The organism is Microvirga sp. GN3 (genome assembly GCF_055792825.1).
This window is the reverse complement of sequence record NZ_JBVVAK010000063.1, coordinates 1-23,196: the sequence shown is the minus strand read 5'-3', so window position 1 is coordinate 23,196 and position 23,196 is coordinate 1. Positions and strand designations below refer to the sequence as shown.

Here is a 23,196-nt window from a genome sequence, read left to right as displayed (position 1 = left end):
TAAGGGCTCCCACGCCACGGCGATGGCGTTCAAATAAACTCAATCCGCCTCTCGCTCACGTTCGGCGGTTTCATTCTGCAGGCGTCGTGAGTCAACGATTCTCACCCGGGCCCGACCAAGTTCCACAACGCCGCTCTTCCGCCATTTCTGCAGCTGTCGATTGACCGTCTCCCTCCCCGCTCCGACGAGAACGCTGAGTTCTTCCTGCGTGATGTCGATTTCCTCACCAAAGTCCTCGGCCAACTTCAACAGGCGTCGCGCCAACCGGGATTTGAGAGACAGGAGAGAGGCCTCTTCCAACCGCTCACTCGAGAAGCGCAGGCGCTCGCAAAGCAGTTCGATGATTTTCGTCGTGATCTCCGGCTGCCGCTTGAGAAGGTCCTGAAAGTCGCTTCGCCGGATCATGAAGAGTTCGACTTGACCCGAGGCGATCGCATCGGCGCTCCTGGGATGCCCATCCAATAGTGCGATCTCGCCAAAGATGTCACCGGGTCCGAGAATATTGAGCGTGAACTGCCGGCCTGTATCGGTCGTTATCGTGATGACGATCTGTCCTCGCCGCACGCCGTAGAGGGCATCTCCCGGATCTCCCTTGAGAAATAATGTTTCCCCATCCAGCATCTTTCGGGATGTGCACAAGGCGGCGATCTGTGCAATTGCGTCAGGTCCGAGCGCAGAGAAAAAAGAGCTCACGGAAAGAGCCGAGAAAAACGGCAAATCCCTTTGGATCTGGTCCCCACCGAGACGCACCGTCGCGCCTCCCCTGAATGGTCTCGCAAAAGAGGAGACCTACTCCCCCAAGCCGGAAGCCAAGCAATTATATATGAATAAGGGATTCTCTCAACCGGAGAGGATACGCTTCAGCCCTTGAGCAGGGACGGATGATGTAAACTGAACGTAGGTAGGAACTGCATAGCTTGCGGGAAATCTTGCCGGATTAAGCCCGTTCCGCCTCCGAACGTCCTAGTGTTACTGCTTAGTTCCTGTCAGCTCTTGCAAAATCCAGCGCCGCGCGCGCCGCATCGCGGAGATTTTTGAGCGCTTCATGACGGCCTCCTGCTCGCGAACTGGCGGGGATGGATGACGATTGCGGGCTCTGCCCTACGAACGGCAGGCCGGACCGGGACGGAGACGATCACTGGCTGATCGGTCAATCGATCCAGGACGATGAGAACCATGACAACCTCCTGAGTTCGTTCCTAGGTTCGCCGAAACTGCACTCTGTTTCTGTGACGGCGGTCACAGAGATGAAATGGCCTTAGACGGCGAGTGAAACCTGCAGACGGGTAAGCCGGGTCACATCGAGCATCTCCTTGCCGGACAAGACGACGGGCCGGGGCGCGCGGCCGTTCACAGCAATGGCGTCGGCCACGAACAGAAGAGCGAGGAGACATAGGATGCGACGGGACATGATCGGGCTCCGTGTGAGACCGACCATGCCACCAGCAGCCCCGGGGAACCGTGATTGTCATCACAGAAGCCGGAGACGGCACGTGCGAGAGTGAAGTCATCGAGATGGAGGCTTAAATGTTCTATCTGTACTTTCACTGCGCAGGTCCCGGCGAGATCCTGATCGATCGTGACGGAGCCGAGGTTCTCGACCTGATAGAGGCCCGTGACCGGGCTCTAACCCTGGCGCGGATCCTCGTCGAAGGGGCCTACGGCACACGCGATTTCACGGATTGGCACGTCTATGTCAGCGATGAAGACGACGAGGAAATGCTGTTGATCCCATTTTCCGATGTCATGCCGACCCTCCACTAAGGAAAGCGTCAGGGGATAGGATAGATCCTGCCCCTATAAGGCCGAGGTTCGCCAAGCCGTTATTCCGATGCCGACGAGCGAGATCATCACCTCTTGACCGGTCCGAACGCGAGCCTCGCGATGTTACAAGCCTTTCAGGTTCCGATACCTACGCGCTGAGCGCCTGCATCCCGGACAAGCGCGACCTTTCGGTCCATCGACACTGCACTCCTGGGAAAAGATCTGTTGCTTCGGTGAGCGGTCTCGATTGAAGTCACAACTTCGGATGTTGGGACCGGCGGGCGAGCCAATCGGCCTGTTCCGCCAAGTGGCGCCATCTGCGCGCCGTCGAGCGAAGCTCCACGCGCATTTCCGCCTTCTGGCGCGGATCGTCCGCCAGACGATCCGCCTTGGCGGCCTTCTCTTGATAGTGCTGATTGAGATTCATACGCTTGTCCCGCATTCCGCGAATGGACCGGCATCCGGGCCACAGCATTCAAAATTTATGGGTTTATATTCTCGCAGAGCCTGCCGGCTTAGCCGGAGGGGAAATGGTCACTTTCTGACCGGTCCGTGGATCAAGAATGGTGAGCGTCATGATGATCTCCTTCAATTGAGACCATCATGAATTCGAGTGCATCGTCGTTCTGTGGCTGGCGTCACACAACTCCGGTGTGACGTAGCGCACAGTTATCCGAATATGACTGCGTTAGGTTGAAGGGGTTCCTCCCTGTCAACTCAGCGCCCCGGTCCAGTCTGGGGCGCTTTTTCTTTGTCAACTCTCAGATGGCAGCGCTGTCGATACAGTCCCGCCTCTGTGACCGGCCTCACATTAGCGAGCTCTTCGTCTGTGTAAGGTTGGAAGGTGCAATGCCCCTTTCAGAGGAGATTGGAAATGATGAAGACTTATCGGGCACGGTTTGGTGCTGTGCTGTCCCTCGTGCTATTGGGCGGATATGGCGCCACGACCGCCGAAGCGTGTGATTCACGTGTCACTACAGGCACTCGAGATCTATGGGACAGGCCGACCCACATAGTGCGAGATCACCGTCGACCTGTTGATTCCTACTCGGGGGGCGTGGTTGTCACTAATACCTCTCGGGGACCGATCGTACGAGATCATCGTTCTCGCCCGATCGTGCGGGATCATCGCCGATAGCGTTCTTTCCAGGGCTGTTTTTGCTGCTGGCAAATCAATCGATCAGGATATTCGTTTCCTTCGTATCAACGACATGATGATCTGACCATGAGAGCCCGGCGGTTCAAAGCCAATGACCGCCGGGCTTCTCGGTCAGAAGCGCATAGGTTGGTAAGAGTTTCGTCGAATTTGGCTAAGCATCACTTTGGTGAGAACATTTACGGCTAAAACTATGCGGCCCACATTGCATCGCCTTGCGATGCTGCCACTTGAACTGGACTAGCCAACAATCGCATGCCGCAGAAAACTATGAAGTAAACACCTGTTCCGCCGACTTATGTTATCTCTGTGCCAAAGCGATGCATCGACGAGAAAGCTCCTGTTCCTCGGCATCAAAGTATCTTTGAAGCCAAATATAGGCCTCTCGGACCAGCATCTTGCGCCTGAACGGATTTGTTGCCTGACGTGACTGGGCCATTGTGTTCATGTAGCGGGCCCAGTATCGCGCGCATTTGTCCATCACATCCGCTCCTGTACATCTGAACTTCAGATTGAACATTCATGCCTTAGAAGCGGCTTCGTATCTGTAACCGGCATCACAGTGTCAGATAGACACCACAGCGTGATGGGGCCTCAGCCTAATCCTTCTTGAAAGGAAGCCAGGATCATTCCTTCCGCTCTGTGATGGAGGACACAGTCCTGCAGGGACTTTTGGGATAACAAAGTCTTACTCTGAAATGGGAGCCGCTTATGAAACACACCCGTAAACCGTTCATATTCATTCGGAAGAATGATACGAAATTGGTCTTCGACTCGATCTATCTTCGAGAGGCCGTGTTCCGCAAAGCCGTTACGACGGAAGCTGTCAAAGCTGGGCTTCTACCGAGAAAAAATAGCTGAGACCAGTTGTCTATCGCAACAGGAGCAGGATCAGCACTATCCGCCCCTTCTGTCGAAAATCTTTAGCATCGATTGAGGAACCTCCCCAATGGACGGCGCTCGATCACTCTCTGTGTTATGAACCTTGACGTGAACCGCGATGGGCTAGTTCCAAGTATCGCTCGATCCATGACATAAGCGGAGTGGTCCTGGTTTCCAATCTGCTATCGGGGCCCATTGATTTAATCTCATGGGTGTATCCTAGGACCGGGAATACATTGCTGTAATGCGAAGGTCCGTCCCTACCCGTTCATCCACGATATAAACTGTGAAATCTTCTTGGGTCGGCGTCGTAGTCATTCATCTGCCTATGCTCTGCTGAACTGATGGCACCGGCTCTCCTAGCTAACGCGCCGCCAGTAGCCTTCGAATGGGATCGATATATCTCGGCGCTCTTCCGTCGTGAACCGAGGATAGTCGCCACTCTGCGTCCAACCGCCGTTGCCGCCTGGAACGAAATGCAGATACGCGAACACGATATGAGAGATGACCCACATGCCGACCTCCTGAATGACATTGATTGTAAATGGAGGAGGCGAATTGCTCTGAGATAAAGATCACACAACGTGCTGCACCGTTCTTAACGATCGCGTGAGCTTCTTGAAGACGCGCGTTTCGGAAATCGTTGCGATGCCAGTTGACTGCGTCCTCAACTCGCTGTTCGCTGAGAGGCACCACGCACTTTGTGTGTGATGTGGCTCACTGCACCGGATGATCCAGTAGCCAAATTCTACTATTTAGAGACCTGCACAAAAGTAGATCTGTCTCTAGGATCCATTCCATAGTCCGCCTCTTTCAGTGTGAAGCGAATAATATTGAAACCGGCTCTCCTCCGCACGATGGTGCCAGCAAGCAATAAGGAATATATTCTGCGCACCTGAGCAACCGGCAGCGTCTTCGAGCGCACCCTATTTTCTGTCACAGTAACAGGCGCTGTAGGATGAGGTGGCCAGATTAGCGATGGCGCAAGCATAAGCAGGCAATGCCCCGGCAGGGATCTCGCCATGGCTGACCTGATAAAGTCGTCGAAAGTTATTGCGAACCTGCTCGCCTGCCTCTCCACGTTCGAGCGTGGCGTCTGTAATTCGCTTGATGGCGGCTGCCGAATAGGCCTGTTCGCCATAAACCTGGGTGAAGACATACTCCCGTCGCCACTCGCCTGGCGTACTTCCGGCGGCCTGCTCCAGATTGACAAGATACCATGTCGAGAAGTCGGTTATGTCTCCGGTTCGCCGATTATAGTCGAAGATGTGAAAGGCAGGATTGTTTCCGAATATCGGGCTGATCGACGGTGTCACCTTTTCGACCGCAACCGCGACATTGGCATCCATGAGCAACCGGTAGCTGTCTTGATGGGTGTGGGCGGAAAAACCGGCCCGGATGATAACGGCATATTCCTGAAGCAGGAGCGCGAAGCGGGATGCGAAGGGTTCCTTAAGGAAGGGTGCGACCCGCGCTGGGCAGCTCAAATCGGACGAAGCTTGAAGTGTCGCATAGGGATCAATACCGACCGGGATGTGATGAACGAGCCAGATGTCCCTGCCGGCGGAACGCGCATCTTCTAGCTGCCGTTCGAGCCAGGTCATCATTGCCTCTGCCGCCTGGATTCCAGTGGTACCACACGTATTCCGGTAGTCGGTCGACCACAACACGTCATTGACAACAAGGATCGTTATGCCCGGAAGTACCGGATGGCGCATCGCATAATAGCCGCCGGATGCGAAGGTCTGACCGAAGTCCGCAGCAAGATGATCTGGCCCTGCCAGTTCGCGGACCGTGTCGCTCAAGGAGGCAAGGAAGGCACCACCCGGCTCAAGCTGATAGTCGCCGCACTCGGAATCGTTATTTCCCAAGGCGATGAGGATGGGGCGACCGGGCAGTGCGGTGCGCAGACCATCGGCGACATAACGTGCCGTCTTGACAGCCAGCGCTCGTACGGGGCCGGAGGCTGGTGCCATGCCTAGCATCTGAGCCGCTATCTCTTCGAAGCGGTGTGCCAGAAGATCGCCTGATACGACGACAAGATCGGCGCTTCCTGCTTTCTCGGAGAGCGCACTGAGTGCGGAGGCGAGCAATGCTTGATTTGTGTCCTCGCCACGCCTGGGGAAGTTCTGCCCGCTTGCGGCAGCGAAGATGACCGGCCATTCTTCTGGCTCGGACTCCGCAAGTCGAGGTGCGATACCCGATGCTGCAAATGGATTGAAATGGATATCTGAGATGACCGCGATAGTCCCGGACGGTTCGGCTGTTCGGGCTGGCGTACTGGCCGTGACGATCCCGGTCAGTGTGAGTAGAAGCCCCAATAGGGAATGCCGAGGGCCGCGACGCATGTGAGCTTCCTCCAAACACTCTTCCAATATCGCTTTGCCGAGGCTATCGGGCGTCAGGCTACGACGTGCACCGTCAGATCGGCATCACATGTAGAAGATAGATCAACCTTCATTGTCGTGCCGATGAGCATCTCCGATTCAAAGAATGCGCCAACCATGCAGTCCCTGAACTGAACGATGCTACCGTAGCTTTGATCAGACTGATTTCCTGCGTTCGAGGCGACCAATCTTGAAAACAGGCCCGGGTCGACTCCGCCGTGACACTTGTTCTATTCCGCTGCATTGGCCCTGAATGCAGCGATGAAAGCTGGAGCCGCTTCTGCGACAGCCGTGAGCGAGTTTCCGCCTTCCTGAACGATCAGGGTCGGCAGGTCGATCTTTCCCCAGATTTCTCCGATACGGGCGAAAGCGTCCGACGTGACGTTGAGTTTCGAGAGCGGATCGCTCCGGTGGGCATCCCAACCGGCCGACAGTACCAGCGCCTCGGCGCCATGCGCCTGAACTTCCAGCGCCAGGCGCCGGTTGGCGTCAACAAAGGCTTCGTCGTTAGCACCCGGCGCAAGCGGCAAATTATGGTTTGCTCCTTCGCCGGGCCCGGCCCCGATTTCATCAGCATATCCGGCGTAATGCGGATAATAGGACGATGGATCGGTGTGCACCGAGCCGTAAAAGACATCATGGCGCGTATAGAAGATCGCTTGCGTACCATCGCCATGATGGGTGTCGAAATCGACGATGGCGACCTTTGGAAAGTGGCTGCGCAGCATTGCGGCCGCGATGGCGGCATTGTTGAAGAAGCAGAAGCCGGAGGCGCGGTCGGCATAAGCATGGTGGCCGGGCGGGCGGCAGAGCGCATACGAAGCTCGCTCTCCGGCGAGTACCGCCTGCGCACCGGCAATCGCTGTCTGCGCCGAGGCATAAGCAGCCTGGAAGGTGCCAGCCATGATCGCGCAGGACATGTCGCCAATATACCAGCCCGCTTGGCCCAGGATTCCCGTCGTGCGCGGCCTACCGCGCTCCTCCAGCTCGATACCTGCCCCCCGATAGGGATGAACGTTCGGCAGCACTTCGGGGCCGTGGTTGGGCAGTTTCAGGAATCGATCATAGGCATCTTCAAGGAACCCGACGTAATGCCCGGCATGCACCGCCAAGATCGCATCCTGGCCGAAATCGCCCGGGTCGGTCCTGAGCAGCCCTTGTGTTTCCAAGGCTTTGGCTAGCGTTGTGGCACGATCGGGATTTTCGAAGGGATCCACGATCCGCCCATGCACCATGTATTGCTTGGGCCGATGGGCCAATTGGGCTTCCGAGAAGAACAGCTTCATGATCGTGGTCCCGGATGTTGACGGCTCAGGAGGAAGCGTCCTCCATCTCCTTAGCCTCGTCGATAGAAGTCCAGGAATGGGTGATTTTGGCAACCGCCCCGAGCATGATCGAGGCCGAACAGTACTTTTCCTTGGAAAGCTCGATCGCCCTCTCCACCTTAGCCGGTGCAAGACCCCTGCCCTTGACGCGGTAATCGATGTGGATCGCGGTGAAGACCTTAGGGTCCGTCTCGGCGCGCTCGGCGGTGACCTCCACATCGCAATCCGTGACCTTCTCACGACCTTTTCTAAGGATCTGGACCACATCGAACGCTGTGCAGCCGCCTAATCCGATGAGAAGCATTTCCATGGGACGGATGCCGAGGTTACGGCCGCCATATTCGGGGGCGCCATCCATGACAACGGCATGGCCACTGCCGGATTCGCCCACGAACATCATGCCGTCGACCAGTTTGACCCGTGCTTTCATATGGTTTTTCCTTACTATACCTGAAGCATCTCACTCCTCCTTATACCGCTAACGCGGGGACATGGCGCAAATCCAGCTAGCTCCGCGTTTTGTCCTCAGGCTATGACACGGGCGAAGCGATCAGGGATTTCATCATGAAGCCTTCCTGCGACATCACACGGCTCCTCGAGATCATGGCGGCCCTGCGCACGCCCGGAACCGGCTGCCCCTGGGATCTGGAGCAGAATTTCGCGTCGATTGCCCCCTACACGCTCGAGGAAGCCTATGAGGTCGTTGACGCCATCGAGCGCGGCGACCTCGCCGATCTTCGGGACGAGCTCGGCGATCTGCTGCTTCAGGTGGTCTTTCACGCCCGCATGGCCGAGGAGCAGAACGCGTTCGCCTTCCCCGATGTGGTCGAAGCCATCACGCGAAAGCTGATCAGGCGCCACCCCCACGTCTTTGGAGACACCAAGGACCTATCGCCCGCAGAAGTGAAGAGCCTTTGGGACTCGATCAAGAGCAAGGAGAAGGCCGAACGGCGTGTGATCCGCGAGAAGATGGGGCAAATGCCCGAGGCTCACGAGGCTGGGTTTCTCGGCGGAATCCCAACGGCTCTGCCCGCGTTGACGCGCGCGCAGAAGCTGACGGCAAAGGCCGCGAAGGTCGGCTTCGACTGGCCGGAAGCCGCACAGGTCATCGACAAAATTCATGAGGAGCTGGAGGAGGTTAAGGAGGCATCTTCATCCGGCGCGCGAGACAGGATCGAGGACGAAATCGGCGACCTCCTGTTCTCTGTCACCAATCTCGCCCGCCATTTTGGCATCGATTCCGAGCGGGCCCTCCGGCGGACGAATGCCAAGTTCGAAAGACGCTTCAAGGCCATCGAGAAAGCTCTCGGAAAGCAGGACCGGAGCCTTGATGACGCCTCGCTCGAAGAGATGGAAGAGCTTTGGGTCGCCGCGAAACTGGCCGAGCGCGAGCCCGGTTCATCGTCATAGAACGCGGGCTTCTGGAAACCGGTTGAGGAAGCGGGGTTCTTTGCCGGCCACGAGGCGAACCTGGAGGATGGTGTGCCCATTCTCCGTTGTTTCGCGGCCCAGGATCTCCGTGTTCTCATGCAGCCATGCGAGCCCTTGCCCGTCCTCCGGCGCGACATCGATCTCGTAGGTCGGCCGTCCCATAGCCAAATGCTGCTCGATGGTGGCGAGAAGCTCCGGAATGCCGTCCCCGGTCAGGGCCGAGATGAGGATCGGTCGTCTTTCCTCGTCGGTTCGATGCGAGGTGGTGGCAAGCCTCTCACGATCCAGCGGGGACAGGAGATCCGCCTTGTTCCAAACCTCGATGATGCGCTTCGTATCGTCCGGATCGATGCCGAGTTCGCGCAGGACGACAGCCACGTCGCCGGCCTGAGCCTCTGTCTCCCCGTGAGACACGTCGCGGACGTGCAACAGGACATCCGCCTCGACCACGTCCTCCAGGGTGGCACGGAAGGCCGCCACGAGCATCGTCGGCAGATCGGAGATGAAGCCTACCGTGTCCGACAAAATGGCTTTCTCGCCGTGGGGCAGCTCAATGGCGCGGGATGTGGGGTCAAGAGTAGCAAACAGCATATTCTCGGCCAGAACATCGGCCTGGGTCATGCGATTGAACAGGGTCGACTTGCCGGCATTGGTGTAACCGACAAGGGCGACGATCGGGTAAGGCACCCGCCGGCGGCTCGTGCGGTGCAGAGAGCGCGTCTTCACGACGCTCTCGAGATCCCGCTCGATCCGGTTCATCCGCTCCTGGATCAGCCTCCGGTCGGCCTCGATCTGTGTCTCACCAGGGCCGCCGAGGAAGCCGAAGCCGCCACGCTGGCGCTCAAGGTGGGTCCAGGAACGGACCAGCCGGCCCTTCTGATAGGACAAGTGCGCCAGTTCGACCTGGAGCGTACCCTCCTTGGTGCGCGCCCGTCGCCCGAAGATTTCGAGAATCAGGCCGGTGCGATCGATGACCTTGGCGCCCCAGGCCTTTTCGAGATTGCGCTGCTGCACGGGACTGAGCGCGCAGTCCATGACGACGAGGCCGATCTCTTCCGCTCGGATCATACCGGCCAATTCGTCCACCTTGCCGCTGCCGATGAATGTCGCCGGTCGAGGCGAGGCTAGGGGCGCTATCAGCGATTTGGCGATGGTCAGATCGATCGCGAGGGCGAGACCGGTGATCTCATCGAGACGGGCTTCCGGAGGGCGAGGATTGGTCCCCTCGCCGTCCGCATCGACAACGCTGCGCCGTTTGCGCGTCAGGTAGGGTCCGACGACGAGCGTTCGTGTCCCTGCCGCAACCTCTTTTTCGGGTTCGGCAAGCTGAGCGAGACGTTCTTCCCCCGGACTACGTGGTTCCGTCACCTCAGGCCTTCTCGCCAGCCTCGTCGATCTGGTCGAACAACTGGACGGGCTGTCCTGGCATGATGGTGGAAATGGCGTGTTTGTAAACCAGCTGAGAATGACCATCCCTGCGCAGAAGGACGCAGAAGTTGTCGAACCAGGTAACGACGCCCTGAAGCTTCACCCCGTTCACGAGAAAGATCGTCAGGGGGATTTTCTGCTTCCGGACATAGTTCAGAAAGGTGTCCTGAAGATTCTGCGCGCGATCGCCCGCCATTGAAGTTGCCTCGCCAGCCCATCGCCGCCGGTCTTGGCTATGGGGCCGCCTGAATATGATTGTCCGCTTTCGTGCGGTCGGTGACCGGCACTTCTATTACAGGGCGAACCGCGGCGTTCGGCAAGGGGGGCTAAACGGTTCTACCTCCTCGGAGCATATTTTCCCGTGGATTGTAGGTTTTAGTTCTTTTCAGTTCGGAGAGATCAATCCCGTGCTGTAACGGTGAAGCCCCTCAACCGCCGATCCCGAGGGATTTCAGCTTTCGGTGCAGAGCTGACCGCTCCATGCCGATGAACTCCGCAGTCCTGGAGATATTGCCGCTAAAACGAGCAATCTGCGCCAGGAGATACTCGCGCTCAAAGATCTCGCGCGCCTCGCGAAGAGGCAGGCTCATGAGTTTCTCACCCCCCGCCCCGCCTGGGGTGCTTGGAACGAGTGCGCCGATCTCCGATGGGAGCATGTCTGCCGTAATCTCCGCATCGGGATCGCCAGAGGTCAGAATCATCAGCCGTTCGACGTTGTTTCGAAGCTGCCGCACATTGCCGGGCCAGTCGTGGGACTGCAGGACCGCCATGGCATCCTCCGCAATCCGCCGCTTCGGGAGGCCCGTCGTGGATGAAATCTGCTCCATGAAGAACTCGATCAGCTCCGGCACGTCCTCTCGCCGCTCGGCGAGCGAAGGCACACGGATCGGAATCACTCCGAGCCGGTGGAACAGATCCTCCCGGAATTGGCCTGCCGCAATCGCCGCCGGCAGGTCACGGCTGGAGGACGAGACGATGCGCACGTCCACATGGACCCGCGTCGTTCCGCCAACACGCTGGAAGTTCTGATCGACCAAGACGCGCAGGATGCGGTTCTGCGTCTCCCGCGGCATGTCGGCGATCTCGTCGATATAGAGAGTGCCGCCATGAGCTTCTTCGAGCGCGCCTACACGACGCCCCCCGCCCTCGCCGCCTTCGGTACCGAAAAGCTCCGCTTCCATGGTGTCCGGCGTGATCGTAGCGGCCGAGAGAACGATGAACGGACCATTGGCGCGCGTGGAGAGGCTGTGAACGGTTCGAGCCGTCAGCTCCTTACCGGAACCGGGTGCGCCAGTGATCAGGATGCGGGCATTGGTCGGCGCCGCCCGCTCCACGGCTTGCCGTAGCTGGTTGATGACGATCGACCGACCGGCGATGCGGCTCGCCTGCACGGAACGGGAGCGCAGGTCGCGAACCTCTCGTTTCAGGCGTGATGCCTCAAGGGCACGCTCGGCGACAAGAACGAGCCGGTCGGCCTTGAAGGGCTTCTCGATGAAGTCGTAGGCGCCCGTCTTGATGGCCGAGACTGCCGTTTCGATGTTGCCGTGGCCTGAAATCATCACAACCGGCAGATCGGGATGCTGGGACTTGATGATCTCCAGGACCTGGAGGCCGTCGAGCCGGCTTCCCTGCAGCCAGATGTCCAGGAAAACAAGGTGAGGTCGCCGTGTCTCAATGGCGGCCAGAGCCTCATCCGACGTGCCCGCCGTGCGGGTTCGGTTCCCTTCATCCTCAAGAATGCCGGCTACCAGCTCACGAATGTCGACTTCGTCATCGACGACGAGAATATCAGCGCTCATAGGCTTGCCCTGCGAGAGTCGTTTCGGCTGGAAGCGGCCGATGTCTCTTCCGATGCAACGTGTTTCGTCTTTGGGATCCACATGCGAACTTGCCCACCCCTGCCAGAGGGATTGTCGGCCAGTTCCATGCCACCTCCATGGTCTTCCAGAATCTTTGCAACGATCGGCAGACCCAGTCCGGTTCCACCCTCGCGCGTCGTCATATAGGGCTCCAGAAGGCGCTGGCGGCCCTCGACCGGGAAGCCCTTGCCGTTATCGGTCACGGCCAGGATCAGGTAGTCCGGGTGGGTGTCGTCGAGCCGCACCTCAATCCGCGCATGATCTCTCTCTTCCTCCGGCGCCGCCGCAATGGCTTCGGTCGCGTTCTTCACGATATTCGTGACGGCTTGCGAGATGAGCCGGCGATCGAAGGGCGCAACGAGTGAGCCTGCCGGAACCTGATCGATGAATTCAATCTCGGGATGGGCGATCTTCATCATGAAGATCACCTGGCGGATAGTCTCGGCGAGATCCTCGTTGCCGATGGTCGGCTTCGGCATGCGGGCGAAGGACGAAAACTCGTCGACCATCCGCTTGATGTCGTCGACCTGACGCACAATGGTGTCCGTGCATTGGTCGAACACCTCCCGGTCCGTGGTGATTACCTTGCCATATTTCCGGCGAATGCGCTCGGCGGAGAGCTGGATCGGTGTCAGGGGATTCTTGATCTCGTGAGCGATGCGCCGAGCCACATCGGCCCAGGCGGATGTGCGCTGTGCCAGCACGAGGTCCGTGATGTCGTCGAGAGTGATCACAAGATCCCTTTGGCCGCCGCGCGCCTGCTCGCTCGTCACGCGAACGTTGATGGTACGCTCCTTACCCTTTCGGGAAATGTGGATCTGCTGCTGCATCAGACGCTGGCGGCCAAGACTCATCTCCTCGACGAGCGCCGACACCTCCGGCAGAACCATGGTAATCGGTTGACCGAGCAGTTCCTTATGGGAGGTGCCGAGCAGAGCCTCGGTCGACGGATTGACGATGGTGATCTGTCCTCGGGCATTGACGCCGATGACGCCAGCCGAAACGCCCGCCAGAACCGCTTCAGTGAACCGGCGCCGACGATCCATGAGATCGCTGGCGGCCGTCAGCCCATCGTGCTGGCGGCGTAGTTCCGAAGTCATCTTGTTGAAGGTCTCGCCCAGATGTCCGAGATCGCCCTCACCCCGGCGCACCGGGACCTGGACATAGAAGTTTCCGGTTGCCACCTGGTCCGTCGCATGGATGAGTCGTCGGATGGGGGTGACGAGACGATTGGCGAAATTCAGTCCGAACCAGACGGCCGAGAGCAGCACGATCAGCGCAATCAGCGTGAACATGGAGGCGAAGGCGATCTGGATACCCGCCTTCTTCTGGTCGAGGGCCTCATAGAAGGCTACACCTGCTTCCGCGACCTGAGGGAACTCGAGCGCACGCGGATCAACTTCCCTGGCGACATAAAGGATGCGTCCGCCATGGGCATCCAGCTTCAGGGCGGAGCGGAAGATGTGGCCGGATTTCGGGAACAGGCAGAGGGCCTCTCGATTGCTGGCTTCCTGCAGATCCGTCGGTGTCGGCTGAGGAACGTTTTCGACCTTCTTGGCCTCTATACGCTCGACCACCGAGCCATCCGTATCCACGATCATGGCGAGAGGAAAGCCGAGGAAGACGGCGCGGGAATTCATGAACTCCCGGAAGAGGTTGCGGTCCGCGTCAAAGAGCACTTTGGCGCGGTTGAGATCGGCCGCCATCAGCTGGGTTTCGCGAGCGAGCGTCCGGCACTGCACCTCCCGATAGGACCGGGCGATGGAGACCGTATTGGTCATGAGATCTTTGAGAGCGCCGGTGAACCAGGGATCGAGGCCGCGTTCCAGGGTGACCGTCGCGACTGCCGCGACCAGGATGGCCGGCAGGACCGCTACGAGGCTGAACAGCCCGACGATCCTCACATGGAGACCGGCCGCTGCCGCCCCTGCCTTGCGTTCGCGAACCAGCTTGCGGGTCTGCCAGGCGACGATTCCGAGGAGCAGGGCGATCAGCACGCCGTTGAGCAGGAAGACCCAGACGACGACGTTGTGGGTCGGCAGCAGCGGAGTCGCGCCCGCGAGAATCAGGAACGTGGCGAGCGCCGAGGCCAGCGCCGACAGCACGGCTCCGTAGCCCAGCCAGCCGAGGCCGCTCTGGGACGGTTCGGCCGCCTGCCGTTGTGCAATACTGTCCTGCTCGATCAAGACTGAAGCCCCGCCAATCGGGTGCTTCGGTTCTGCACCCCGTCATGGGGTGATGCACCAACACAACACTGTGGTCAAATTATTACAGCAGCCGGCGGCTCAGGTCCGGTTGGACCGGACCACCATGAGCTCAAGGTCCCGTACCTTTTTGCGAAGGGTGTTGCGGTTGACCCCGAGAAGCTCGGCTGCCCGGATCTGGTTGCCCCTCGTCGCCGCAAGGGCTGCACCGATCAGGGGGCCTTCGATCTCGCGCAGGATGCGGTGATAGAGCCCAGGAGGCGGAAGCGTGTCCCGGAAACCCGAGAAATACTCGTTCAGATGCCGTTCGACGGCGTCGGACAGCCCTTCGGAGTTTTGCTGAGGCGATTGCGAAGTCTTTCCAGAGGTTTGAGGCATCAGCAAAGGCTGGGAATCGAGCTCGGCATCGATGATGGCCCCGGTGATCGTGTCCTGGGGATAGAGCGCCGCCAGACGCCGCACGAGGTTTTCCAGCTCGCGGACATTGCCCGGCCAGCGGTACCGCTTGAGCCGATCCATGGCTTCCACATCGAGCTGCTTGCGGGCTAGGCCTTCCTTTTCCACGAGCATGAAGAAGTGACGGGCAAGATCCGGGATGTCCTCGACCCGTTCGCGCAGCGGCGGAAGCCGCAGAGGTACGACGTTGAGACGGAAATAGAGGTCCTCGCGGAAAAGGCCCTGCTGGATCAGGACGCGCAGGTCCTTGTTCGTCGCGGCGACAATGCGGACATTGGTCTTGATCGGAACGCGGCCGCCGACGGTCGTGTACTCGCCCTGCTGGAGAACGCGCAGAAGCCGGGTCTGGGCCTCCATGGGCATGTCGCCGATCTCGTCGAGGAACAGCGTGCCACCTTCGGCCTGTTCGAAACGGCCCGTATTGCGGGCGGTCGCCCCGGTGAAGGCGCCCTTCTCGTGACCGAAGAGCTCAGATTCGATCAGTTCGCGCGGAATCGCCGCCATGTTCACGGCCACGAACGGGCCCTGCCGGCGCTTTCCGTAATCGTGGAGTGCCTTGGCGACCAGTTCCTTGCCCGTGCCGGACTCACCCGTGATCATCACCGTCAGGTCCGTCGGCATCAGACGGGCCAGCGCCCGGTAGATCTCCTGCATGGCGTGGGAGCGGCCAACGAGCGGAATATCCTCGTTCTCCGGCGACGGGTTGGCTCCGGTGGGAACGCTCCGCGGCCGGGACAGGGCTCGCCCTACGACGGCGACGAGTTCTTTCAGATCGAAGGGCTTCGGCAGATATTCGTAGGCCCCGCGCTCGGAGGCCTTGATGGCGGTCATGAACGTGTTCTGGGCGCTCATGACGATGATGGGCAGCTCCGGGCGCATCTTCTTGATACGGGGCAGGAGATCGAAGGCATTCTCGTCCGGCATCATCACGTCGGTGATGACCAGATCGCCATCCCCTTGAGCCACCCAGCGCCAGAGGGTTGCGGCATTGCTGGTCGAGCGAACCTCGTACCCGGCCCGTGACAGGGCTTGGTTCAGGACGGTTCGGATGGCAGCATCGTCATCGGCAAGAAGAATCTGTCCGCTGGGCATCTGTCAGTCTCACAAATCGGCTCCGCGCCCGTCATCGGCGCGGTGCATGGGTAGGAGAATTCGGAAAGTGGTCCGTCGGGGCGCCGGCTCGCATTCGACGATGCCGCCGTGATCGCCGACGATCTTTGCGACGAGGGCAAGGCCGAGGCCGCTGCCCTGAACCTTCGTCGTTACGAAGGGATCGAAAAGATCGGTCATGAGCTCGGGAGGAATTCCGGGGCCATTGTCGATGACACTCAGCTCGATCGGCAAGCTCACCCTTTCCTGCGAGCCGGGGATCTGAAGCCGGACGCCGGTCCGGAAAGCCGTCGACAGGATGATCTCGCCATCCGGCGCGTCGATGCCGATGGCCTCGGCCGCGTTCTTGACCAGGTTTAGAATAACCTGGATCAGCTGATCCCGGTTGCCGAGCACCGGGGGTAGCGAAGGATCGTAGTTCTCGACGAAGCGGATGTGCCGGGCGAAGCCCGATTGCGCGAGGCGCTTCACGTGATCGAGCACACCGTGGATGTTCACCGCGCCCCGCTCGACCGGCCGTTCCTCTCCGAACAGCTCCATGCGCTCTACGAGCTTCACGATGCGATCGGTCTCGTCGCAGATGAGACGCGTCAGCAGCCGATCGTCTTCGCTCGCCGATTGCTCGAGGAGCTGCGCCGCGCCGCGGATGCCAGAGAGCGGGTTCTTGATTTCGTGCGCCAGAAGCGCGCCGAGTGCCGTGATGGAGCGTGCCGCGCCGCGATGGGTCAGCTGGCGGTTCATCTTGTCGGCAATCGTCCGCTCCTGGAGCATAACGATCACGCTGTCGCTGTCATCACCCAGCGGGCTGGCCGAAACGTCGACGATGCGTTCTGCGCCAAGCCGTGGGCTGCCGATATCGACCCGATGCTCGCTGACGCTGGAACCCCGCTGACGAACATCCTCCACCAACGCCATCACCGGCGAGCCGAAGGGCAGGAAGTCGCTGAGCTTCTGGCGCAGCATCATGCGCAGGCTCATCTCAAAAAAGGATTCGGCCGCCGTATTGGCATGCACGATCCGAAGCTCCGGTCCGATGGTCAGAACCGGGATCGGCAGCGCGTTCATGATGACGTCGTTGATGGCCGCCATCGTCATGCCGCCTCCCTATCCTGTCGGCTGTAGAGGGAGCGCAGTAGGGTAATCACGGTCCGGGATTCCTCGGATGTTACGAGCGCTGTCCTAACACTCGGTGTGATGTGGAAGCCGGAAGCGAGAGCCACATCGGCATAGGCGGCAAGGTGCTTGCGGGCATGGCGGATGCCAGTCCTCTCGCCATAGAGAGACAAGAGTCCCTCATAATGTTCGACGGCGATCTCGGTCATCTCTTCCGGCGACGGATCAGCGATGATCACACCCTGCAGGGCCGCCCCGATCTGACCGACGACCCACGGCCTTCCGACCGCCGAGCGCCCGATCATCACGGCCGCGGCTCCTGAGGCGGACAGGCAGTCCTTCGCATCTTCGAGCGAACCGATATCGCCATTGGCGATGACCGGGATGTTTACGCTTTGGACGACGGCAGCGATGGCGCTCCAGTCGGCTTGTCCTTTGTAAAACTGCTGCCGTGTCCGGCCATGCACTGTTACGGCCTGCACGTCGAGGCTCTCGGCCCGGCGGGCGAGTTCCGGCGCATTGATCGTATCATGGTCCCATCCAAGGCGCATCTTGACGGTCACGGGGACGCTGGCCGCTTGCACGGTCGCCTCGATGAGCCGGGCGGCATGATCGAGGTCGCGCATGAGGGCCGAGCCGGCATAGCCGCCGATCACCCGCTTGGCGGGGCAGCCCATATTGATGTCGATGATGCGGGCCCCTGCCCCTTCGGCCACCCGAGCGGCTTCCGCCATCCAGTGCGGCTCGCATCCGGCCAACTGGACCACGTGAGGCTCGATTCCGGCACCCTCGGCTCTGAGCTGCGCCTCCTCCGAGCCCTGGACCAGCTCATCTGATGCTACCATTTCGGACACGACGAGACCGGCTCCCAAGCGCTTGGCAATGCGCCGGAAGGTGACGTCCGTCACTCCGGATAAAGGTGCAAGAACGACCGGGACGTCGACCTTCACAGGACCGACGCTGAAACCGCCTTCGCCTAATTTTTGATCAAAACTCATTGTGCCTAATCAATAGCCATTTCAGTGTCAGGTGCAAGCCCCTCCCACAGGGATTTGCCTTCTGCCCACCTCACGCTTAGGAGAGCGTTTGTTACAGCGAGTTCCCTGAATGTCAGTTGCCGCCCTCATCGTTGCCGCAGGACGTGGATCAAGAGCGGGTGAAGGGGTCCCGAAGCAATATCGTTTGCTCCAAGGGCAGCCCGTTCTGGCAAGAACGCTTACCGCGTTTCTCTCTCACCCCGGGGTCAGCAGGACCGTCGTGGTGATTCATCCTGACGATCGCGAACTCTATGAAGGAGCGATCGGAGCCTTACCATCCCTGCCACCGACAATTCTGCCATGCATCCATGGCGGTGAGACGAGGCAGATCTCGGTGAGGAACGGGCTTGAGGCACTGGCAGCGCTGAATCCCGAGATTGTTCTCGTTCACGATGCAGCCCGGCCCTTTGCCGGTCCCGATCTCATTGACCGTGCCATCGAGGCCGCACGGCATTGGGGCGCCGCCGTGCCAGGAACGCCCGTGACCGATACGATCAAGGTGATTGGGGATCGGTCCGAAGTGATCTCTACCCCTGATCGTTCGACCCTCAGAGCCGTACAGACTCCGCAATCTTTCAAATTTTCGCTCATTCTCGATGCGCACCGCAAGGCAGTCGCCGCAAACCTGCATTCTTTCACGGATGACGGCGCCTTGGCGGAATGGGCCGGTCTGTCGGTTCATGTCTTCGCGGGCGATCCCGGCAATATCAAGCTCACCCATCCGGCGGATTTCCAAGAGGCAGAGCAGCGTTTGAAAGGCGAGGCCATGACTTACGTGACCCGACTCGGTACCGGCTTCGACGTGCATGCCTTCGGCGAAGGCGATCATGTCTGGCTCGGCGGGATCAAGGTTCCCCATGACCGGGGCGTTGTCGCGCACTCGGACGGCGACGTGATCTTGCATGCTCTGACGGATGCCATCCTCGGTGCACTCGCCGATGGCGATATCGGCACCCATTTTCCTCCGACCGATCCGCAATGGCGCGGCGCCTCCTCCGACCGGTTTTTGGCCCATGCGGTGAACCTTGTTCGCAAGCGCGGCGGCATTGTTGATCATCTGGACACGACGCTGCTCTGTGAGAAGCCGCGGCTGGGACCGCACCGGGAAGCGATGCGCCAGCGGATTGCCGAGATTGCCGGGCTTAGGCTCGATCAGGTCTCGCTCAAGGCGACTACGACGGAAAAGCTTGGATTTACCGGCCGCAGTGAGGGCATTGCCGCTCAGGCCGCCGCGACGATCCGCCTGCCGGAGGTAAGTGCATGACGCCCGCGATGACGAACCGCGCCGCGGCGCTCCTGGACGCCTACAAGGGCAAGGGCCTGAAGATCGCGACCGCCGAATCCTGCACCGGCGGCCTCGTGGCGGCCCTGCTGACGGAGATCTCCGGCTCCTCGGCCGTGGTGGAGCGCGGGTTCGTGACCTATTCCAACGAAGCCAAGACGGAGCTGATCGGGGTTCCGGCCGATCTGATCGCCGCCCACGGAGCCGTAAGCGAACCGGTGGCCCGCGCCATGGCCGAGGGGGCACTCGCCCATTCCCGGGCCGATGTGGCGGTCGGCATCACCGGGGTCGCCGGTCCGACCGGTGGGACGGCGACGAAGCCGGTGGGGCTCGTCCATTTCGGCCTGGCTCGGAACGGCGCCGAAACCGTCCATCTGGAGCGGCGCTACGGTGCTCTCGGTCGCGAGACTGTCCGCCGCCGGGCGGTGGAGGATGCGCTGGCGCTGCTGGAGCAGGCGGTTCGCTGATCAGGCCATCCTTGCTCCGGCCTGCGTTGCCGAGGGCACTCCGTAGATCTCGTCCGCTCGCTCCTCGAAGGCTTCCGTGAACTTGCGGAAGGCCTTGTCGAAGACGGAGCCCATGACAAGGCCGAGGGCGAAGCTCTTGAACTCGTAATTGATGTAGAACTCGACCTCGCAGCCCCCACCCGGCATCTCGCGGAAGGTCCAGCGATTCTCGAGATACTTGAACGGTCCATCCACGTATTCGACCGTGATCTTCAGGCGCGGGTCGTCCAGGGTCACGCGGGTCGTGAAGGTTTCCTTGATGGCCTTGTAGCCGACCGACATGGTGGCGACGAGCGATTCGATGCCCTCCCCGCTCTGGACCCGGCGCATGACGTGCAAGTCCTCGCAGAGCGGCACGAATTCCGGGTAGCGCTCCACATCGGCCACGAGGGCGAACATCTGAGCCGGCGTATGCTTGACGGAACGCGTGGTGCGAAAGGTCGGCATGCTCAGGCGGCCTCTTTGCGGGTTGTGAGAGCGGCCTCGAGGGCCGGGATGTCGGAGCGGGAACGCAGCACGAAAACGCGCTGATCGGGACGCAGACGCTCCAGCATACGCATGGTCTTGGGCCGCATTGTCTCCGGATAGGACCAGATCCAGCGCATGAAGGACCAGTCGAACCGCTCCGGGCCGGCGGTGCCGAGATCCGGCCGCGACCGGCCATAGTTCTTCGCCACCCGCCAGAGCACGCTTAAAGCACACTGCCAGCGCGGCAGGTCGAGCCAGACGATCACTGTCGCGCGGGGCACGCGGATGTCGAAGGTGCTGGCGTAATTGCCGTCCATGACCCAGGCCGTCCTGGCCGCCAGCGCCTTCACCCGCTCGCGCCATTCGGCCTTGGCGGGCATGGACCAGCCAGGCCCGAAGTATTCCTTGTCGAGGTGGATCAGCGGCAGGTCGAGGCGCCCGGCGAGGCGGCTCGCCAGGGTGCTCTTGCCCGCGCCCGGGCTGCCGATGACCAGTATGCGCTGCATGCCTCGCCCGAATCGTGCTCGTCAGTTTAGCCGAGCTTCGTCAGACGAGCCGCCTTCAGCTTGGCAAAATCCTCTCCCGCGTGATGCGAGGAGCGCGTCAGCGGGGTCGACGAGACGAGGAGGAAACCCTTGGCGTAGGCAGTGGTTTCAAAGGCCTTGAATTCGTCCGGCGTGACGAAGCGGATCACCTGATGGTGCTTCTTCGTCGGCTGGAGGTACTGGCCGATGGTCATGAAATCCACATCCGCCGAGCGCAGGTCGTCCATGAGCTGGAGCACCTCGTTCCGCTCCTCGCCAAGGCCGACCATGATGCCGGACTTGGTGAAGATGGTCGGATCGAGCTCCTTCACCTGCTGCAGCAGGCGGATGGAGTGGAAATAGCGCGCGCCGGGCCGGACCTTCAGATATTTTGACGGCACCGTCTCGAGATTGTGGTTGAACACGTCGGGCTTGGCTGCGACCACGATTTCGAGCGCGCCGGGTTTCCGGAGAAAGTCCGGCGTCAGGATCTCGATGGTGGTCTTCGGGCTCCGGGCGCGGATCGCGTGGATCACGTCGGCAAAATGCTGCGCGCCGCCGTCGGCCAGGTCGTCGCGGTCGACGGAGGTGATGACCACGTGCTCCAGGCCGAGCTTCTCGACCGCCGTCGCCACGCCCTCGGGCTCTTGTCGATCGAGCGCCTGCGGCAGGCCGGTCTTCACGTTGCAGAAGGCGCAGGCCCGGGTGCAGGTGTCGCCCATGATCATGAAGGTGGCGTGCTTCTTTTCCCAACACTCGCCGATATTGGGGCAGCCGGCCTCCTCGCAGACCGTCACGAGCTTGTTCTCGCGCACGATCCGGTTGGTCTCGGCCCATTTGGGCGAGCCCGGCGCCTTCACGCGGATCCAGTCGGGCTTGCGCTGCTGAACGGGCTGGTCTGGCCGATGCGCCTTTTCCGGGTGGCGAGGACGCTGATCCTTGTTCAGTAGGTCGAGAACGACGGCCATGAAGCTAAAACCCTTGAGGAAGCCAAAACCCTTGAGGCGAAGGGACCCCGCCCTTCCTGATGTGCCGCTGATTTAAGACTTTCGGCGCACATTCGCAAATGCTCAGATGGCAGGGCTGCGTTTCGTGCAGCCGTGGTTACCGCCGCTGCGGGGGCCTCGAAGCCTGTCCGCCACCCCTTCCCGTCATCCCGGACTGCGAAGCCGATCCGGGATCGTTGGCAGGATGTGGCGCGCGAACCTCAACACTGTCATCCCCGCGCAGGCGGGGATCCATAAACGCCCTCATGGCAGAATGAAGCTGCGTCAGCGGTTATGGATCCCGGGCTCCGCTTCGCGGCCCCGGGGTGACAGTGCTTTACTTGTCCTGCGATTCCGGATCTCCGCTCCGCTTCGTCCGGGATGACCCCTGAGGGGGTGGCATGACCGTCAGGCTCCAAGGCCTCATCGCTGGCGCAGCGCCGCCTCGAAGCTGGCGCGCTGGTCGATCCAGAACGTGCGATGCTCGTGCATCTCCTCCAGCACTGCATCGGCGAAGCGCTTGCGATTCTCGAAAAAGCACGGCGGGCCAAGACCGCCCTGGCAGCGACGCTCGTTGCGGCAGGAGCGCTTGCGACACTCGCCCGGCATGTGGATGACGTCGGCGAGACGACGCAGGGCATCGTCGACATCGGGCATGCGGGACAGGATGTGCTGAACACGGCTCATGACAAAACCTCGAAGCAATGAAGGACTGAAAAAGACTTTTGGGAAGAAAAGGCATGCACCTGCGGGCTCGGGCGCCGCTTCGGCTCCGAGCCTTTGAGGCAATCGAGGGTGGCGCGAATGGCAGCCCGGCTCGATGGCAAATTGTTTGGAAGAGCCGGATATGCCCTTCGCGCACGGCTTCTTTAGGCGGACAGGAGAGGCCAGCTCAGTCAACCGCCCAAGGCGTGATCCGTCTGCTCGACGGGGGCCTTGGACCGATCCCGACTACCCGCCCAGCATCCTGGGCCTCCCGTCGACACAGCTTGCGAGGCCATGCCACGGGACCGCGCCTGCCTCCACACTGCGACGCCTCGCGAGCGCGCCCCTCGATAGAGGCAGGTCTAGGACAAGGATATAGCCAAGATTGGGAATGATGTCAAGAACAAAATAAGAACAGTATCCATCTATTTAACAGCAAGGCGATTTGCTAACCCACCCTATTCATGAGACATGTTGATGTTTGCCGTTCTGGACTGCGATCGCGGGCGCTCGTTGCGTCTGTTTCATCGCGATGAGGTCTGGAATATGGGGAACGCGTTGGCAGGAGTTGGA

The 23,196-nt window shown here is 60.5% G+C and carries 23 protein-coding genes; 4 read left to right on the top strand and 19 right to left on the bottom strand.

The window, feature by feature from the left end; translation table 11 throughout:
* Positions 1-39: 39 nt before the first annotated feature.
* The 3 genes from ACS5Q1_RS25940 to ACS5Q1_RS25930 form a co-directional block, all read right to left on the bottom strand.
* The gene (locus ACS5Q1_RS25940; RefSeq protein ID WP_473100878.1) at positions 40-639 is read right to left on the bottom strand and encodes a Crp/Fnr family transcriptional regulator; all 600 of its coding nucleotides are present in this window, start codon (positions 637-639) and stop codon (positions 40-42) included.
* Positions 640-1,043: 404 nt separating this feature from the next.
* Positions 1,044-1,178 (bottom strand): hypothetical protein, encoded by a 135-nt coding sequence (locus ACS5Q1_RS25935; protein WP_473100877.1) that lies wholly within the window; start codon positions 1,176-1,178, stop codon positions 1,044-1,046.
* Between the two features lie 80 nt (positions 1,179-1,258).
* The gene (locus ACS5Q1_RS25930; RefSeq protein ID WP_153885282.1) at positions 1,259-1,411 is read right to left on the bottom strand and encodes a hypothetical protein; all 153 of its coding nucleotides are present in this window, start codon (positions 1,409-1,411) and stop codon (positions 1,259-1,261) included.
* 116 nt (positions 1,412-1,527) lie between these two features.
* On the opposite strand from ACS5Q1_RS25930, the gene ACS5Q1_RS25925 reads away from it, so the two are divergent.
* Positions 1,528-1,764 carry a DUF6894 family protein gene (locus tag ACS5Q1_RS25925; protein WP_203439501.1) on the top strand — a complete coding sequence of 79 codons (237 nt, stop codon included), beginning with the start codon at positions 1,528-1,530 and terminating at the stop codon, positions 1,762-1,764.
* Positions 1,765-2,017: 253 nt separating this feature from the next.
* Here ACS5Q1_RS25925 and ACS5Q1_RS25920 read toward each other — a convergent pair whose 3' ends face one another.
* The 5 genes from ACS5Q1_RS25920 to ACS5Q1_RS25900 all read right to left on the bottom strand — a co-directional run bounded on the left by ACS5Q1_RS25920 (position 2,018) and on the right by ACS5Q1_RS25900 (position 7,944).
* Positions 2,018-2,191, bottom strand: coding sequence for a hypothetical protein (locus tag ACS5Q1_RS25920; protein ID WP_473100875.1), 174 nt, complete (start codon positions 2,189-2,191; stop codon positions 2,018-2,020).
* A 1,970-nt stretch (positions 2,192-4,161) separates the two neighbouring features.
* Entirely contained in the window at positions 4,162-4,317 is a 156-nt protein-coding gene (locus ACS5Q1_RS25915; protein WP_473100874.1) for a hypothetical protein, read from the bottom strand.
* Positions 4,318-4,728: 411 nt separating this feature from the next.
* On the bottom strand, positions 4,729-6,165 hold the full coding sequence (locus ACS5Q1_RS25910; protein WP_473100873.1) for a metallophosphoesterase: 1,437 nt from the start codon (positions 6,163-6,165) through the stop codon (positions 4,729-4,731).
* Between the two features lie 254 nt (positions 6,166-6,419).
* The gene (locus ACS5Q1_RS25905) at positions 6,420-7,475 is read right to left on the bottom strand and encodes a histone deacetylase family protein (RefSeq protein ID WP_473100872.1); all 1,056 of its coding nucleotides are present in this window, start codon (positions 7,473-7,475) and stop codon (positions 6,420-6,422) included.
* Between the two features lie 25 nt (positions 7,476-7,500).
* Entirely contained in the window at positions 7,501-7,944 is a 444-nt protein-coding gene (locus ACS5Q1_RS25900) for an OsmC family protein (RefSeq protein WP_473100871.1), read from the bottom strand.
* 134 nt (positions 7,945-8,078) lie between these two features.
* Between ACS5Q1_RS25900 and mazG the strand changes: the two genes are divergently transcribed.
* Positions 8,079-8,924, top strand: coding sequence for a nucleoside triphosphate pyrophosphohydrolase (gene mazG / locus ACS5Q1_RS25895; protein ID WP_473100870.1), 846 nt, complete (start codon positions 8,079-8,081; stop codon positions 8,922-8,924).
* Here mazG and hflX read toward each other — a convergent pair.
* The 7 genes from hflX to dusB all read right to left on the bottom strand — a co-directional run bounded on the left by hflX (position 8,919) and on the right by dusB (position 18,113).
* Positions 8,919-10,313, bottom strand: a complete 1,395-nt coding sequence (hflX, locus tag ACS5Q1_RS25890; protein ID WP_473100869.1) for a GTPase HflX — start codon at positions 10,311-10,313, stop codon at positions 8,919-8,921. The genes mazG and hflX overlap by 6 nt on opposite strands.
* A gap of 1 nt (position 10,314) precedes the next feature.
* Entirely contained in the window at positions 10,315-10,569 is a 255-nt protein-coding gene (gene hfq, locus ACS5Q1_RS25885) for an RNA chaperone Hfq (RefSeq protein ID WP_009491222.1), read from the bottom strand.
* Positions 10,570-10,801: 232 nt separating this feature from the next.
* Entirely contained in the window at positions 10,802-12,172 is a 1,371-nt protein-coding gene (gene ntrX / locus ACS5Q1_RS25880; RefSeq protein WP_203439509.1) for a nitrogen assimilation response regulator NtrX, read from the bottom strand.
* Positions 12,169-14,418, bottom strand: coding sequence for a sensor histidine kinase NtrY-like (locus ACS5Q1_RS25875; protein WP_473100868.1), 2,250 nt, complete (start codon positions 14,416-14,418; stop codon positions 12,169-12,171). Before ACS5Q1_RS25875 ends, ntrX begins: the two co-directional genes overlap by 4 nt.
* A 99-nt stretch (positions 14,419-14,517) precedes the next feature.
* On the bottom strand, positions 14,518-15,984 hold the full coding sequence (gene ntrC, locus ACS5Q1_RS25870) for a nitrogen regulation protein NR(I) (RefSeq protein WP_473100867.1): 1,467 nt from the start codon (positions 15,982-15,984) through the stop codon (positions 14,518-14,520).
* A gap of 9 nt (positions 15,985-15,993) precedes the next feature.
* Entirely contained in the window at positions 15,994-17,091 is a 1,098-nt protein-coding gene (locus ACS5Q1_RS25865; RefSeq protein ID WP_473100898.1) for a two-component system sensor histidine kinase NtrB, read from the bottom strand.
* A 2-nt stretch (positions 17,092-17,093) separates the two neighbouring features.
* Positions 17,094-18,113, bottom strand: a complete 1,020-nt coding sequence (gene dusB, locus ACS5Q1_RS25860) for a tRNA dihydrouridine synthase DusB (RefSeq protein WP_473100866.1) — start codon at positions 18,111-18,113, stop codon at positions 17,094-17,096.
* 109 nt (positions 18,114-18,222) lie between these two features.
* Here dusB and ACS5Q1_RS25855 point away from each other — a divergent pair, with 109 nt between their 5' ends.
* Both ACS5Q1_RS25855 and ACS5Q1_RS25850 read left to right on the top strand, forming a co-directional pair.
* Complete coding sequence (locus ACS5Q1_RS25855; RefSeq protein ID WP_473100865.1) at positions 18,223-19,416, top strand: bifunctional 2-C-methyl-D-erythritol 4-phosphate cytidylyltransferase/2-C-methyl-D-erythritol 2,4-cyclodiphosphate synthase; 1,194 nt, start codon at positions 18,223-18,225, stop codon at positions 19,414-19,416.
* Positions 19,413-19,901, top strand: coding sequence for a CinA family protein (locus ACS5Q1_RS25850; protein WP_473100864.1), 489 nt, complete (start codon positions 19,413-19,415; stop codon positions 19,899-19,901). The genes ACS5Q1_RS25855 and ACS5Q1_RS25850 overlap by 4 nt, the downstream gene beginning before the upstream one ends.
* Here ACS5Q1_RS25850 and ACS5Q1_RS25845 read toward each other — a convergent pair whose 3' ends face one another.
* The 4 genes from ACS5Q1_RS25845 to ACS5Q1_RS25830 form a co-directional block, all read right to left on the bottom strand.
* Positions 19,902-20,387, bottom strand: coding sequence for a type II toxin-antitoxin system RatA family toxin (locus tag ACS5Q1_RS25845; protein ID WP_473100863.1), 486 nt, complete (start codon positions 20,385-20,387; stop codon positions 19,902-19,904).
* 2 nt (positions 20,388-20,389) lie between these two features.
* Complete coding sequence (locus ACS5Q1_RS25840; protein ID WP_473100862.1) at positions 20,390-20,914, bottom strand: P-loop NTPase family protein; 525 nt, start codon at positions 20,912-20,914, stop codon at positions 20,390-20,392.
* 26 nt (positions 20,915-20,940) lie between these two features.
* A complete protein-coding gene (gene lipA / locus ACS5Q1_RS25835; RefSeq protein ID WP_473100861.1) occupies positions 20,941-21,900 on the bottom strand; it encodes a lipoyl synthase in 960 nt (319 codons plus the stop codon).
* A 441-nt stretch (positions 21,901-22,341) separates the two neighbouring features.
* Positions 22,342-22,605 (bottom strand): hypothetical protein, encoded by a 264-nt coding sequence (locus tag ACS5Q1_RS25830; protein WP_203439518.1) that lies wholly within the window; start codon positions 22,603-22,605, stop codon positions 22,342-22,344.
* Between the last annotated feature and the right edge of the window lie 591 nt (positions 22,606-23,196).